We start from the raw sequence: 13280 nt of genomic DNA on the forward strand, positions 1-13280 counted from the left end.
ACAGGTGAAAAGTTGGCTCATCTCTGACGATTCAGGCGTTTGAGCCATGGCGGATAACCTTCGCGTTGTCCGCCTTTAAAAGGAGTAGTGCTCATGTACAAATTACTCGCTGGCCTAAGCCTTGGCCTGTTTTGCTTGAACCTCCAGGCTGGGGTTATTGACCCCGATTGCACCCCTGAAAAGGCAGCTAAAAGCGCAGCCATGAAAGCCACCGTGGGTGTTGGTGGTCGCTGTGATGCAAAAGAAGCCGCCTCCGATAGCATGGGTCTGGACGACAAGAAAGATAAGGTCGATGACGCAAAAGATGGTATCTCCGACAAGAAGGACCGGGCGCATGATGCCAAGGACGATCTAGGCCGAAAAACCCTCAAGAAAGCGCTTTAGAGCGCTTTCCCTATAATCCAGGTCCAGCGCTCCAGGGGCTTGATCGAGCGCAAGACTGGTCAGAATCCGTTAGGGCGCTCACAATAGGCTTTCATTTAGTAGAGGCCAAATAGTGGCCTTTTGCATTTGCCATAACGACTCTATGGAGCCTTTATCATGCGCTTGTTGCATACCATGCTACGCGTCGGCGATATGGATAAATCCATCGCTTTCTACACCGAAGTGCTGGGCATGACCCTGCTGCGCCGCAAGGATTATCCGGACGGTAAATTCACCCTGGCCTTTGTTGGCTACGGGGATGAAGCGCACAACTCGGTACTTGAACTGACCCACAACTGGGGCACCGAAAGCTACGACCTTGGCAACGGCTACGGGCACATTGCCCTGGAAGTCGAGGACGTTTACAAAGCCTGTGATGACATCCGCTCGCGCGGCGGCAAGATTACCCGTGAACCAGGCCCGATGATGCATGGCACCAGCATTCTTGCGTTTGTCGAAGACCCGGACGGCTATAAGATCGAGCTGTTGTCGCCCTCACGCAACGACTGATTTGCCACTTGCCAGCCCAGGGCACTGTGCTGCAATCCAGCCGAGCCCTGCGCATTTACTGCCACTGTCTACAAGGTAACCCTATGCACAATCCAGTCTCATCTGTTGATCCAGAAGGCCTGCTTGAATATTCGGTGGTGTATACCGATCGTTCGCTGAATCACATGTCGCAGTCATTCCAGCAGGTCATGAATGATATTTCGCTCACCCTCAAGCAGGTTTATAACGCCCATGCAGTGGCCGTGGTTCCAGGCAGCGGTACCTTTGGCATGGAGGCCGTCGCGCGTCAGTTTGCCAGCGATAAAAAATGCCTGATCGTGCGTAATGGTTGGTTCAGCTACCGTTGGACGCAGATTCTCGAGATGGGCAAGATTGCTGCGCACAGCACCGTACTCAAAGCGCGGCCTGTAAGCACTGAGCCCCAGGCAGCGTTTGCCCCAGCGCCTATTGAAGAAGTGGTTGCCGCGATTCATCGGGAAAAGCCCGACGTAGTCTTTGCTCCGCACGTTGAAACTTCATCTGGAATCATTCTTCCAGACGCCTACATGCGCGCCATTGGCGATGCGGTGCATGCGGTTGGCGGTATCTTCGTGCTCGACTGCATTGCCTCTGGTGCGCTGTGGGTTGATATGCAGGCCAATGCCGTGGACATTCTGATCAGCGCACCGCAGAAAGGCTGGAGCGGGTCGCCATGCTGCGCATTGGTAATGTTCAGCGAGTTGGCTCGCGAGCGTATCGAAAGTACCGAAAGCAGCAGCTTTGCTTGCGACCTGAAAAAGTGGCTGCAGATTATGGGCGCCTACGAGCAGGGTGGTCACGCCTATCACGCGACCATGCCAAGCGACTCACTGGTGCGCTTTCGCGATGTGATGAAAGAAACCGAGCAGTACGGTTTTGATGTAGTGCGCGATGAACAACAGGCGCTTGGCGATAGGGTTCGTGCCTTGCTGGCAGAGAAGGGCTTTAAAAGTGTGGCGGCGGCGGGCTTTGAAGCGCCTGGCGTGGTGGTTTGCTACACCGATGATGCCGATATCAAGACCGGTAAGAAGTTTGCTGCCCAGGGCTTGCAGATCGCCTCGGGCGTGCCTCTGATGTGTGACGAGCCAGCAGACTTCCAGACATTCCGTTTGGGCCTGTTTGGTCTTGATAAGCTCAATAACCTGGAGCGCACGGTCGCAACCTTGGCGGACGCGTTGGATAAGGTACTGGCTGAGTAGCCACTGGTTTGGCGGGGTAAAACAATGCAATAGCGCTGGTTCTGGACCGCGCTATTGCCTTTCAACCTGCTGAGTCGATCCTGCTGCGCTATAGGCTTCAGGAAGGGCCGTTGATGCAGGGCAGTGCTTACAAATCGAAATCGTATTCAGCCAGCTGTTTGTTCAGGCGGCGTTCGTCCAGAAAATTATCAATGATGCGGCGCTTGGTCAGGTTGGTTTTCGCCACCTCAACCGGTGCCTCGTTATCATCGCTATCGTCTGAGACAAAGTCGTCATCGAGGTCCAGGTCTTCTTTGTCAGTGCTCATATCTTCCACTCCGGGCTGTGCAAGCCATTTGCGCACCTTATAGCGGCAAAATCGCAGCGGGTAAAAAAGATTTTTTCAATCAGGAGGATAGAAAAGTCACTGTAAAATCAATCGTCAGATGTTTTCTGCTTGTATTCGCACAGATCTTCGATGCGGCAACTGCCACAGCGCGGTTTGCGCGCCTGGCACACGTAGCGGCCGTGGAGGATCATCCAGTGGTGGGCGTCGAGTAGAAAATCCTTGGGGACAAACTTCAGCAGCTTCTTTTCGACCTCTAGCACGTTCTTGCCCGGGGCCACGCCCGTGCGATTGCTGAAGCGGAAAATATGGGTGTCGACCGCCATGGTGAACTGGCGGAATGCCGTGTTGAGTACCACATTGGCGGTCTTGCGGCCCACGCCTGGCAGCGCTTCGAGCGCTTCGCGGGTTTCTGGCACCTGGCTGTTGTGCAACTCAATCAGCATACGGCAGGTTTCGATGATGTTTTTTGCCTTGCTCGGATACAAGCCAATGGTTTTCACGTACTCGCACAGGCCGTCGTACCCCAGGGCGTAAATCGCTTCCGGAGTATTGGCGACGGGGTAGAGCTTGGCCGTGGCCTTGTTCACGCCAACGTCCGTGGCTTGCGCCGAGAGGATGACCGCAATCAACAGCTCAAAGGGTGTGCTGTAGGCCAGCTCGGTTTTGGGCTCGGGGTTGTCTTCATGCAGGCGGCGGAAGATTTCGTAGCGTTTGGCGGCGTTCACTCAATGACTCCTGTCACACGAACGCGGCGGCTTTGCACCACAACTTCAGGCTGCCTGGCCTTGGCGCGCTCGGCCAATATTGAATCGATGCGGTTTTTACCGGCAATCAACAAACCCAGCACGATAAAGGCACCAGGCGGCAAAATGGCCAGCAAGAAGCCTTGGTAGTCGCTGAACAGGGTGATCTTCCAATTCGCTGCGGCGGGGCCAAAGAGCAACTGCATATTGGCAAACAGAATACCGGTGCCGAGCAACTCGCGAATGGCGCCTATGGACACCAGCACCGCTGCAAAACCCAGGCCCATCATCAAACCATCATAGGCTGCACGGCCTGGATCGTTCTTCGCGGCAAAGGCATCTGCGCGGCCCAGGATCACGCAGTTGGTGGTGATCAGCGGAATAAAAATGCCGAGAATCTGATAAAGCTCATAGGTATAGGCCTGCATCAATAGCTCGATGCAGGTGGTCAGTGCGGCAATGATCATCACAAACGCCGGAAGACGCACGGCGGTGTTCACCACGCCGCGCACCAGCGACACTGCGGTGTTGGAGCAAATCAGTACCAGGGCGCTGGCCAGTGCCAGGCCCAAGGCATTGACCGTGGAGTTACTGGTGCCAAGCAGCGGGCACAGGCCAAGCAGCTGAACCAGCCCGGGGTTGTTCTTCCACAGGCCGTTGAGGGTGATTTCGCGGTAGCTGGTGCTGGCCATCAGTTGGATTCCTGTTTGGGCGTACGCTCAGTGGCAAACAGTTGTTGCTGGTGGGCATCGAAGTACTGCAAGGCCTTGTGCACGGCCTTGACCACGGCTCGGGGCGTGATAGTGGCCCCGGCAAACTGGTCGAACACGCCGTGGTCTTTCTTGACCGCCCAGCCGCTGTCGTCCGGGTTGCTCAGCGACTTGCCGTTAAAGCCCAAGATCCAGTTGCTTTTGCTCAGGTCGATGCGGTCGCCCAAGCCCGGTGTTTCACGGTGGTTGAGCGCTCTTACCCCGGCCAGCGTGCCATTGGCGTTAATTCCGATCAGCAGGTGAATCGCGCCGCTGTAACCATCCGGGGCGACGGCCTTGAGGATGATTGCGCTGGGCTTGCCGTCTTTGAGGGCAATGTAGGCATCTTCTGGTGTTTTCAGGCCAAGCAGTTTCGGATCAAACACCTGGACAACATTGTCGAGCAGGTGATTGTCATAGCTGCCGTTGGGCAATATCTGCGCAAGCGCGCGGACCTGGGCCTCACGCTGCGCGGTTTCGATACGTGATGCGGTGCCCAGTTGGGTAAGCGCCACTGTGCCGACGGTGACCACTGCAAAGAGTCCCAGCACCAAGCTGTTCTTGATCATCGACCGGCTGATTTCAGGCAAGGCCACTGGTTATTCTCCGAGCTTGAAGCCACGGGTGGGCTTGCGATGACCGTAGGTGCGTGGTCGTGTGTAGTAATCGATGGTGGGCGCCGCCAGGTTCATCAGCAAGACGCCAAAGGCAACGCCATCTGGATAGCCGCCCCAGGCACGGATTACGTAGACCAGCACGCCCACGCCTATGCCAAAGAGCAAGCGTCCCAGGTTACTGGTCGCGCCCGAAACCGGATCGGTGACGATAAAGAACGCACCGAGCATGGTTGCGCCACTGAGCAGGTGGAACAGCGGTGAGCCGTGGGAGTCCGAGCCGCTGCCGTTCCAGAACAATAAGCTCATGATTGCCAATGCTGCGAGCATGCCGATGGGCGCATGCCAGGTGAACAGGCGTTTGCGCAGCAGGTAGATACCGCCGAGCAGGAAGGCGAGGTTGACCACCTCGGCTCCGGCGCCGCCGAAGCGACCAAAAGCCGGGTTTTGCATCCAGAGTTCATCAATGGTCAGGCTTTTATTGATCTTCAGCGCGTCCAGGGCCGTGGCTTGCGCCCAACCGTCGGGCAGGCTGGCCAAGCCAAAAATATGCTGCACGGCATCCAGCGGACCGACCATGTGCGGCGCTGGCCAACTGGTCATCTCCACCGGAAACGAAACCAGCACCACGACGTAACCGACCATTGCCGGATTGAACGGGTTTTGCCCCAGGCCACCATACAGTTGCTTGCCAAAGCTGATGGCGAAGCCCGTTGCCACCAGGGTGAGCCACCAGGGCGCGTAGGGCGGCAAAGCCAGTGCGAGCAGTACCGCAGTCACCAGTGCGCTGTAATCCTTGAGGAAGAAGCCTACAGGGCGCTTACGCAGGGCAAGAATCAATGCCTCAAAGCCCAGGGCGCAGGCGCTGGCCCAAATCAGATTGATCAGCGTGCCAAAGCCGAACAGCCAGGTCAGGGCGATAATCCCGGGCACGGTTGCCAGCAACACCCGCAGCATGACGCGCTGTGTGCGATTGCTGCCCTTGGCGTGGGGCGATGTGATGCGGGGCAAGGCCATTGGCTGTCGAGTCTCTCTAAAGGGGTGGGTCTGTGGCCTGGTGCGTCGCCAGTGCCTGTTCGGCAGCAGCCAGGCGCGAGCGTGCAGCCTCAAGGGCAGCAGTATCGGCGTTCTCGGCGCGTTCCAGCTTGCGCAGGTCGGCGCGGGCGAAGGCCGCTTCGGTTTTCAGGGCGCGGCTGGTTTCGTCAATCGGGCGCTTGTCGCTGCGCTGCAATTGTGGCGCGGGTTTGCTCGATGCTTCCTCTGCAGCATGCAAGGCTTGTTCGGCGGCCGTTACTGCGGCTGCCTCGAGCTGGTCGCGCAGGTTTTGCAACTCAGTGGCTTGCTCGGCGGTTGGTGTTTCGATCTTCTCCAGCTTGCGCAGTTGGGCGCGCAGCATGGCGGCATCGATCTTGGCCTTTTTCAACTCGGCATCATTGACGGCGGGCGCTGGCTTGGCAGGTGCCGCTGTTGCGGTTGTCTGCAGGCTGGCGAGCAGTTTCTCGGCCGTTCCGAGCTGGTCGCGCAGGTTTTGCAACTCGCTGGCTTGCTCGGCGGTTGGTGCTTCGATCTTCTCCAGCTTGCGCAGTTGGGCGCGTAGCATGGCGGCATCGATCTTGGCCTTTTTCAGCTTGGCATCATTGGCGGCGGGCGCTGGCTTGGCAGGTGCCGCCGTTGCGGTTGTCTGCAGGCTAGCGAGCCGTTTTTCGGCTGCTTCGAGCTGGTCGCGCAGGTTTTGCAACTCGCTGGCTTGCTCGGCGGTGGGTGCTTCGATCTTTTCCAGCTTGCGCAGTTGGGCGCGCAGCATGGCAGCATCGATCTTGGCCTTTTTCAGCTCGGCATCATTGGCGGTGGGGCCTGCTGGTGCTGCGGCTGGCTCGGCGGCCAGAGCAGTGTCCAGGGCTTCTTGTGCCTTTTGCGCTGCCTCGCGCAGGTTGCTGACCTGCGTGTGCAGTTCAGGTGTGTCGTGCGCGGCGAGCTGTTTTTCGGCTTTCTTCAGGGCGACTTGCGCCATGCTTGCCTGAATCTTCAGCTTCTTCAACTCATCGCTCAGGCTGCTGGCCGGGCTTGCAGCCGTGCTGTTGGCGGGCTCGGTAGCCGGGCTCTCTGCCTGGGCAGCCTTGGCGCGAGCGGCTCGCTCCTGGCGGGCTTTGCGCTCGGCTTCTTTTTTCTCTTCAGCGAGACGCAAGCGTTCCTGGCGCAGTTCAAAGCGTTGCTTGGATTGTTCGGCCTTGAGCTGTTTCTGCTCCAGGTCGCGAATCTCGCCCTTGGCGGCGCGATAGTACTGCACCAGGGGAATGCTTGAGGGGCATACATAGGCGCAGGCGCCGCACTCGATGCAGTCAAACAGGTTATGCGCCTTGAGCTGCTCGTGGTCCTGGCCGAGGGCAAAGAAGTGCAACTGTTGCGGCAGCAAGCTGGCGGGGCAGGCCTCTGCGCATTCGCCGCAACGAATGCATGGCATTGCGGGCGCTGGAGCAGGCAGTTCCGTGGCGCTGGATGCCAGCAGGCAGTTGCTGGTTTTGATCACCGGTACATCTGTGTTGGGCAGGGTGAAGCCCATCATCGGGCCGCCCATGATCAAACGACCCAAGGCTTGCTGATCAAGCCCGGTGAAGTCGAGTAACTCGCCAACAGGGGTGCCGATCAATACTTCGAGGTTCATCGGTCGCGCCAGCGCTTCGCCGGTCAGGGTGGTGATCCGCGAGATCAACGGCTGGCCGAGTACCACCGCGTTGTGTACGGCAACGGCGCTGCCGACATTCTGGCAGAGCATGCCGATGTCCGCAGGCAGGCCGCCGCTGGGCACCTCGACCCCGGTCAGGATCTGGATAAGCTGTTTCTCGCCGCCGGAGGGGTACTTGGTTGGGAATACGCAGACTTGAAACGGCCGCTCGCCCACCGCTTGCTTCACGGCGGCAATGGCTTCGGGCTTGTTGTCTTCGATGCCAATCAATACCTGCTCGGGATTGATCAGGTGGGCGAGGATCTCGATGCCTGAAACCAGCTCGGCGGCGAACTCACGCATCAGCATGTCATCGGCGGTGATATAGGGTTCGCACTCGGTGCCGTTGATAATCAGCGTGTGAATTTTTTGCGTTGGGCGTGCGGTCAGTTTCACAGCTGTGGGGAAACCCGCGCCACCCAAACCACTGATTCCGGCCTGACGAATCAGCTCCAGCAGGGCGCTTGGCTCCAACTGGCGGTAGTCGGTGCACGGCTGTAGCGCGCACCATTGATCCTTGCCGTCGCTGTCGATAACGATGGCCGGGGCGAGCATGCCAGATACGTGCGGGTAAGGCTGCGGGCCTATAAAGCTGACGCTGCCGGATGTCGGTGCATGCACCGGTACGCTCACGAAACCGTTGGCCTTGGCGATCAGTTGGCCCTTGAGTACATGCTCGCCAACAACAACCACTGGCTCGGCCGGAACACCGATATGCTGGTTAAGCGGCACTATCAACCGCGCAGGCAATGGGGCGGCCTGGATCGGCGTTTGGGTGGAGAGGTCTTTGCGCTCTGGCGGATGAATACCGCCCGGAATATCCCAGATTTGCATCAGGCTCATGCAGCTTCGCCTCTGTGGCTCGCGTCGCGATCAGTGGCGATTAGTTGGCCGGGAGCCAGAGGCTGCTGCCATTTCCAGGTTTGTACACTGCTGCCGACTTCGAGCATGTCGATGCAATCAACTGGGCAGGGCTCAACACAGAGGTCGCAGCCGGTGCATTCAGAGGCGATAACCGTGTGCATCTGCTTGGCCGCGCCGACAATTGCATCGACGGGGCAGGCTTGGATGCACTTGGTGCAACCAATGCATTCGGCTTCGCGGATGAAGGCAACCATTTGTGGCTTTTCGCCTTCGACCGCATCAAGGGGCTCGGGCTCGACATCCAGCAGATCGGCCAGCGCCTGGATGGTCGCTTCGCCACCGGGTGGGCACTTGTTGATCTTGTCGCCAGCGGCAATGGCTTCGGCATAAGGCTTGCAGCCCGGATAACCGCACTGGCCGCACTGGGTTTGTGGAAGCAGGGCGTTGACTTGCTCGGCAATGGGGTCGCCTTCGACCTTGAAACGCACCGCAGCGTAACCAAGGATGGCGCCGCAGACCAGGCACAGGGCCAGCAGCGCAAGAACCGCGCTGATTACCAGGCTCATAACTTGATCAACCCGGTAAAGCCCATGAAGGCCAGCGACATAAGGCCGGCGGTGACCATGCCGATTGCCGCGCCCTGGAATGACTTGGGTACATCGGCAATGGCAATGCGCTCACGCATGGCGGCAAACAAGACCAGGACCAGGGAGAAGCCGAGGCCAGCGCCAAAGCCGTTGGCAGTGGCGGTGATAAAGGTGAACTCGCTCTTGTTGGCGTTGAGCAGGGCAACACCCAAGACAATGCAGTTGGTGGTGATCAGCGGCAGGAAGATCCCCAGGACGCGGTACAGCAGCGGGCTGGTCTTGTTAACCACCATCTCGGTGAACTGCACCACCACGGCGATCACCAGGATAAAGCTGATGGTGCGCAGGAACTCGATATCCAGTGGCTTGAGCACGTATTGCTGCACCAGGTAACTGCACATGGCAGCCAGCGTCAGGACAAAGGTGGTCGCCAGGGACAAGCCAATCGCGGTTTCGATTTTCTTCGACACACCCATAAATGGGCACAGGCCAAGAAACTGCACCAACACAAAGTTGTTGACCAGGATGGCGCTAACCAGAATCAGAGCGAGTTCGGTCATTGCGGGTACCGTTTGGACGGGCAAAGGCCGTATAAAAAGGGTGTTTATTATCGGTGACAGCTAAATAACACTCAAGCCAGCATTGGCTTGAGTGTTATTGGCCTAATAAGCCTAGCACCGCTGGTGGCGGTACTGCGGCAGGGTTACAGCGCCTGGGGCCGTGTTACTTGACGCGTTGGCCGGGCTTGGCACCGCTGTCCGGGCTGAGCAGGTAAATCTCTTCGCCGCCGGGGCCAGCCGCCAGGACCATGCCTTCGGACACACCAAACTTCATCTTGCGCGCGGCCAGGTTGGCCACATACAGGGTCAGGCGCCCCTCAAGCTTGCTTGGGTCCGGGTAGGCGCTCTTGATGCCGGAGAAGACGTTGCGCTTGGCATCACCGATATCCAGGCTCAGGCGCAGCAGTTTGTCGGCGCCTTCGACGAACTCGCACTTTTCAATCAGGGCAACCCGCAAATCAACTGCGGCAAAGGCGTCGAAAGCGATCTCGGCGGCAATTGGCTCTTTTACCAGTTCACCATTGCCCGCCGGTTGGTTGGTGGCTTCAGCTGCGGCAAGGTCTTCTTTGGAGGCTTCGGTCATGGCTTCGATTTTCGCAGGTTCGATACGGGTCAGCAGTGCGCTGAACGGGTTCAGTTGGTGGTCTGCCAGCTGGGTTTGATGGTCATCCCAGCGCAGCGGCTCGACATTGAGAAACTTCTCGGCGTCGCTGGCAAGGTTTGGCAGCACTGGCTTGAGGAAAATAACCAACTGGCGGAACAGGTTGATCGCCTGGGCGCAAATCGCCTGGACTTCTTCCTGCTTGCCTTCCTGCTTGTTCAGCGACCACGGCGCCTTGTCGGCGATCCAGGCGTTGGCGCGGTCGGCCAGGCCCATGATTTCACGCATTGCGCGGGCAAAGTCGCGGGTTTCATAGGCTTGCGCAATGCTTGGCGCTGCGGCCTTGAAGGCTTCTGTCAGCTCAGGCGCGGCATTACTGGCGACCAGCACGCCGGCGTTACCCTTGTGGATAAACCCGGCGCAACGGCTGGCGATATTGACCACTTTGCCGATCAGGTCGGAGTTGACCTTCTGCACGAAGTCTTCAAGGTTGAGGTCGAGGTCATCAACGCCACGGCCCAGTTTGGCGGCGTAGTAGTAACGCAGGTATTCCGGGTTGAGGTGGTCGAGGTAGGTGCGGGCCTTGATAAAGGTGCCGCGCGACTTCGACATTTTCTGCCCGTTGACGGTCAGATAGCCGTGTACATTGACCGCGGTCGGCTTGCGCAGGCCCGCGCCTTCGAGCATTGCTGGCCAGAACAGGGCGTGGAAGTTGACGATGTCCTTGCCGATGAAGTGGTACAGCTCGGCGCTGGAATCCTGGTTCCAGAAGGCGTCGAAGTCCAGGTCAGGGCGGCGCGAACACAGGTTCTTGAAGCTGGCCATGTAGCCAATCGGCGCATCCAGCCAGACATAGAAGTACTTGCCCGGCTCATCGGGAATCTCAAAGCCGAAATAGGGGGCGTCACGGCTGATGTCCCATTCGTGCAGGCCGGAGTCGAGCCATTCGGCAAGCTTGTTGGCAACGGCATCTTGCAGCGCACCACCGCGCGTCCATTGCTTGAGCATGGCCTCGAACTCGGGCAGCTTGAAGAAGAAGTGCTTGGAGTCCTTCAGCACCGGCACGGCACCAGAGATGGCCGAGCGCGGGTCTTTCAGCTCTGTTGGCTCGTAGGTCGCGCCACATTTTTCGCAGTTATCGCCGTACTGGTCTGGCGTCGCACATTTCGGGCAGGTGCCTTTGATGAAGCGGTCGGCCAGGAACATGCCTTTTTCCGGGTCGAAATACTGGGTCACCGAGCGCGTGGCGATGTGACCGGCGTCGCGCAGTTTCAGATAGATCGCGGCAGACAGCTCGCGATTTTCTTCGGAGTGGGTCGAGTGGTAATTGTCGAAATCGACCCCGAAGTCGGCAAAGTCGGCGGTGTGCTCGGCCTTGACGTTATCAATCAATTGCTCGGGCGTGATGCCTTCTTTTTCGGCGCGCAGCATGATGGCCGAGCCATGGGCATCGTCGGCGCAGACATAGATGCACTGGTTGCCGCGCAGCTTCTGGAAGCGCACCCACATGTCGGTCTGAATGTACTCGAGCATATGGCCAAGGTGGATCGAGCCGTTGGCGTAGGGCAGGGCGCTGGTAACGAGAATCTTGCGGGCTTCAGACATAGAGATCGGCTGCACTGGTAAATCAAGGGAAGTCGACAACTATATAGCCCTGGCCATTTTTTTTCATCCCGCGCGGCCGTCCAAAGGTGGAAAAGTCGGCATCTGTTGCAACTCTGGCTTTGCGGTAACATGCTGGACTGCGTTACTTGACCTTTGTTTGGGAGTTTTCATGTCTGTCACCCGTGAAGTAGTTGAAGCCACCCTGCGTCAGTACACCGACCCGCACTTGAATCAGGACCCGGTCAGTGCCGGTTGCCTGCGAGAGATCGATATTCAGGGCAGCAGTGTCAATGTGCGCCTTGAACTGGGCTACGCCGCCGGTTTGTTCAAGAGTGGCTGGGCGCAGGTGCTGGAGATGGCGCTGACCAATCTTGATGGTGTCGAGGCTGCCAAGGTGCGGATCGACTGCGTGATTGCTGCGCACAAGGCACAAGAACAAGTGCCTGCACTGGCCAATGTTAAGAATATTATCGCGGTTGCCTCGGGCAAAGGCGGTGTTGGCAAATCGACCACTGCGGCCAACCTGGCCCTGGCCCTGGCCCGTGAAGGCGCCAAGGTGGGTATTCTCGATGCCGACATCTATGGTCCTAGCCAGGGCATTATGTTCGGCATCGCCGAGGGCACACGGCCACTGGTCAAGGATCAGAAATGGTTCGTGCCGCTTGAGGCCCACGGTGTTGAAGTGATGTCCATGGCATTTCTGACCGATGAGAATACGCCCGTGGTGTGGCGCGGTCCGATGGTGTCCGGCGCGCTGATCCAGTTGATCACCCAGACCGCCTGGACTGACCTGGATTATCTGGTGGTGGATATGCCGCCAGGCACTGGCGATATCCAGCTGACACTGGCGCAGAAAGTCCCGGTCGCCGGTGCCGTGATTGTCACCACGCCGCAAGATTTGGCGTTGCTGGATGCGAAGAAGGGTGTGGAGATGTTCCGCAAGGTCAATATCCCTGTATTGGGCGTGGTCGAGAACATGGCCGTGCACATCTGCTCGAACTGCGGTCATGCCGAGCATTTATTCGGTGAAGGCGGCGGTGAGAAGCTGGCCAAGCAGTTTGATGTCGATCTGCTTGCCTCGTTGCCGCTGTCGATGGCCATCCGCATGCAGTCAGATGGCGGCAAGCCAACGACCATCGCTGACCCGGAAAGCCAGATAGCCATGATCTATCAGGAAACCGCACGTACCGTTGGTGCACGAATTGCCCAAAGTGGTGCCAATGCGCAAGCCATGCCAACTATTTCGGTTAGCGACGACTGAGGCTCGTCAGCGGCGGTCCCGGTGCACCGGGATTGCTGCTGGCTGGTGAGTTTCTGCAGGCATAAAAAAACCCCGCCGAAGCGGGGTTCTTTATAGGGAGGACAAGTTAGATAACTTGTACTTCCTCAGCTTGCATGCCTTTCTGACCACGAGTGGCCACGAAAGTTACTTGCTGGCCTTCTTTCAGGCTCTTGAAGCCATCGCTCTGGATAGCTTTGAAGTGTACGAACAGGTCATCACCAGATTGTGGAGTGATGAAGCCGTAACCTTTCTCGTCGTTGAACCACTTAACGGTGCCAGTTTGACGATTAGACATGTGTAATCTCCTAACAAAAGTAATATACAGCCCTGGAAAAAACCAGGCCGGGACTGAGTGCAACGAGTACTAGGAGTCGGACGATGTTTGGATCGAAATCTAGGCATCAAGTAGCGATTCGCGGTGACACATGCAGCACAGTGGAAGCACCATACTCGTTTTTCACGCTAAGCGCGAATA

Annotated in this window: 14 protein-coding genes; 4 read left to right on the forward strand and 10 right to left on the reverse strand. The window is 58.1% G+C overall.

What is annotated here, in order from left to right:
• Positions 1-93: 93 nt before the first annotated feature.
• From CHB79_RS00795 to CHB79_RS00805, 3 genes are all read left to right on the forward strand, one after another.
• A complete protein-coding gene (locus tag CHB79_RS00795) occupies positions 94-384 on the forward strand; it encodes a hypothetical protein (RefSeq protein ID WP_010484496.1) in 291 nt (96 codons plus the stop codon).
• A gap of 156 nt (positions 385-540) precedes the next feature.
• Positions 541-933: a lactoylglutathione lyase gene (gene gloA / locus CHB79_RS00800; protein WP_010484498.1), complete on the forward strand. Its 393-nt coding sequence runs from the start codon at positions 541-543 to the stop codon at positions 931-933.
• A gap of 83 nt (positions 934-1016) precedes the next feature.
• Positions 1017-2150, forward strand: a complete 1134-nt coding sequence (locus CHB79_RS00805; protein WP_089358583.1) for a pyridoxal-phosphate-dependent aminotransferase family protein — start codon at positions 1017-1019, stop codon at positions 2148-2150.
• A gap of 127 nt (positions 2151-2277) precedes the next feature.
• On the opposite strand, the gene CHB79_RS00810 is transcribed toward CHB79_RS00805, so the two are convergent.
• From CHB79_RS00810 to metG, 9 genes are all read right to left on the reverse strand, one after another.
• Complete coding sequence (locus CHB79_RS00810; RefSeq protein WP_089358584.1) at positions 2278-2457, reverse strand: PA3496 family putative envelope integrity protein; 180 nt, start codon at positions 2455-2457, stop codon at positions 2278-2280.
• 107 nt (positions 2458-2564) lie between these two features.
• Positions 2565-3203 carry an endonuclease III gene (gene nth / locus CHB79_RS00815; protein WP_089358585.1) on the reverse strand — a complete coding sequence of 213 codons (639 nt, stop codon included), beginning with the start codon at positions 3201-3203 and terminating at the stop codon, positions 2565-2567.
• On the reverse strand, positions 3200-3913 hold the full coding sequence (locus CHB79_RS00820; protein ID WP_010484506.1) for an electron transport complex subunit E: 714 nt from the start codon (positions 3911-3913) through the stop codon (positions 3200-3202). The genes nth and CHB79_RS00820 overlap by 4 nt, the downstream gene beginning before the upstream one ends.
• Positions 3913-4539 (reverse strand): electron transport complex subunit RsxG, encoded by a 627-nt coding sequence (gene rsxG, locus CHB79_RS00825; protein WP_089359176.1) that lies wholly within the window; start codon positions 4537-4539, stop codon positions 3913-3915. The genes CHB79_RS00820 and rsxG overlap by 1 nt, the downstream gene beginning before the upstream one ends.
• Positions 4540-4569: 30 nt before the next feature.
• Positions 4570-5601, reverse strand: coding sequence for an electron transport complex subunit RsxD (gene rsxD / locus CHB79_RS00830; RefSeq protein WP_089358586.1), 1032 nt, complete (start codon positions 5599-5601; stop codon positions 4570-4572).
• A gap of 16 nt (positions 5602-5617) precedes the next feature.
• On the reverse strand, positions 5618-8149 hold the full coding sequence (gene rsxC / locus CHB79_RS00835) for an electron transport complex subunit RsxC (protein ID WP_089358587.1): 2532 nt from the start codon (positions 8147-8149) through the stop codon (positions 5618-5620).
• The gene (rsxB, locus tag CHB79_RS00840; RefSeq protein WP_089358588.1) at positions 8146-8736 is read right to left on the reverse strand and encodes an electron transport complex subunit RsxB; all 591 of its coding nucleotides are present in this window, start codon (positions 8734-8736) and stop codon (positions 8146-8148) included. Before rsxB ends, rsxC begins: the two co-directional genes overlap by 4 nt.
• Positions 8733-9317, reverse strand: coding sequence for an electron transport complex subunit RsxA (gene rsxA / locus CHB79_RS00845; RefSeq protein ID WP_069899328.1), 585 nt, complete (start codon positions 9315-9317; stop codon positions 8733-8735). The genes rsxB and rsxA overlap by 4 nt, the downstream gene beginning before the upstream one ends.
• A gap of 163 nt (positions 9318-9480) precedes the next feature.
• Positions 9481-11523, reverse strand: coding sequence for a methionine--tRNA ligase (gene metG / locus CHB79_RS00850; protein ID WP_089358589.1), 2043 nt, complete (start codon positions 11521-11523; stop codon positions 9481-9483).
• 169 nt (positions 11524-11692) lie between these two features.
• Between metG and apbC the strand changes: the two genes are divergently transcribed.
• Positions 11693-12784 carry an iron-sulfur cluster carrier protein ApbC gene (apbC, locus tag CHB79_RS00855; RefSeq protein WP_089358590.1) on the forward strand — a complete coding sequence of 364 codons (1092 nt, stop codon included), beginning with the start codon at positions 11693-11695 and terminating at the stop codon, positions 12782-12784.
• Between the two features lie 106 nt (positions 12785-12890).
• Here apbC and CHB79_RS00860 read toward each other — a convergent pair whose 3' ends face one another.
• Positions 12891-13100 carry a cold-shock protein gene (locus CHB79_RS00860; RefSeq protein WP_010484518.1) on the reverse strand — a complete coding sequence of 70 codons (210 nt, stop codon included), beginning with the start codon at positions 13098-13100 and terminating at the stop codon, positions 12891-12893.
• Between the last annotated feature and the right edge of the window lie 180 nt (positions 13101-13280).

The sequence above is a fragment of the Pseudomonas segetis genome (genome assembly GCF_900188155.1).
In the GTDB taxonomy this organism is placed as follows: domain Bacteria; phylum Pseudomonadota; class Gammaproteobacteria; order Pseudomonadales; family Pseudomonadaceae; genus Aquipseudomonas; species Aquipseudomonas segetis.

Excerpts from the sequence above, each read along its gene's own strand:
- CHB79_RS00805 (WP_089358583.1), top strand. The coding sequence starts at position 1,017 with ATGCACAATCCAGTCTCATCTGTTGATCCAGAAGGCCTGCTTGAATAT.
- CHB79_RS00795 (WP_010484496.1), top strand. The coding sequence starts at position 94 with ATGTACAAATTACTCGCTGGCCTAAGCCTTGGCCTGTTTTGCTTGAAC.
- rsxB (WP_089358588.1), bottom strand. The coding sequence starts at position 8,736 with ATGAGCCTGGTAATCAGCGCGGTTCTTGCGCTGCTGGCCCTGTGCCTG.
- CHB79_RS00820 (WP_010484506.1), bottom strand. The coding sequence starts at position 3,913 with ATGGCCAGCACCAGCTACCGCGAAATCACCCTCAACGGCCTGTGGAAG.
- rsxC (WP_089358587.1), bottom strand. The coding sequence starts at position 8,149 with ATGAGCCTGATGCAAATCTGGGATATTCCGGGCGGTATTCATCCGCCA.
- rsxD (WP_089358586.1), bottom strand. The coding sequence starts at position 5,601 with ATGGCCTTGCCCCGCATCACATCGCCCCACGCCAAGGGCAGCAATCGC.
- CHB79_RS00810 (WP_089358584.1), bottom strand. The coding sequence starts at position 2,457 with ATGAGCACTGACAAAGAAGACCTGGACCTCGATGACGACTTTGTCTCA.
- CHB79_RS00860 (WP_010484518.1), bottom strand. The coding sequence starts at position 13,100 with ATGTCTAATCGTCAAACTGGCACCGTTAAGTGGTTCAACGACGAGAAA.
- metG (WP_089358589.1), bottom strand. The coding sequence starts at position 11,523 with ATGTCTGAAGCCCGCAAGATTCTCGTTACCAGCGCCCTGCCCTACGCC.
- gloA (WP_010484498.1), top strand. The coding sequence starts at position 541 with ATGCGCTTGTTGCATACCATGCTACGCGTCGGCGATATGGATAAATCC.
- rsxA (WP_069899328.1), bottom strand. The coding sequence starts at position 9,317 with ATGACCGAACTCGCTCTGATTCTGGTTAGCGCCATCCTGGTCAACAAC.
- apbC (WP_089358590.1), top strand. The coding sequence starts at position 11,693 with ATGTCTGTCACCCGTGAAGTAGTTGAAGCCACCCTGCGTCAGTACACC.
- rsxG (WP_089359176.1), bottom strand. The coding sequence starts at position 4,539 with ATGATCAAGAACAGCTTGGTGCTGGGACTCTTTGCAGTGGTCACCGTC.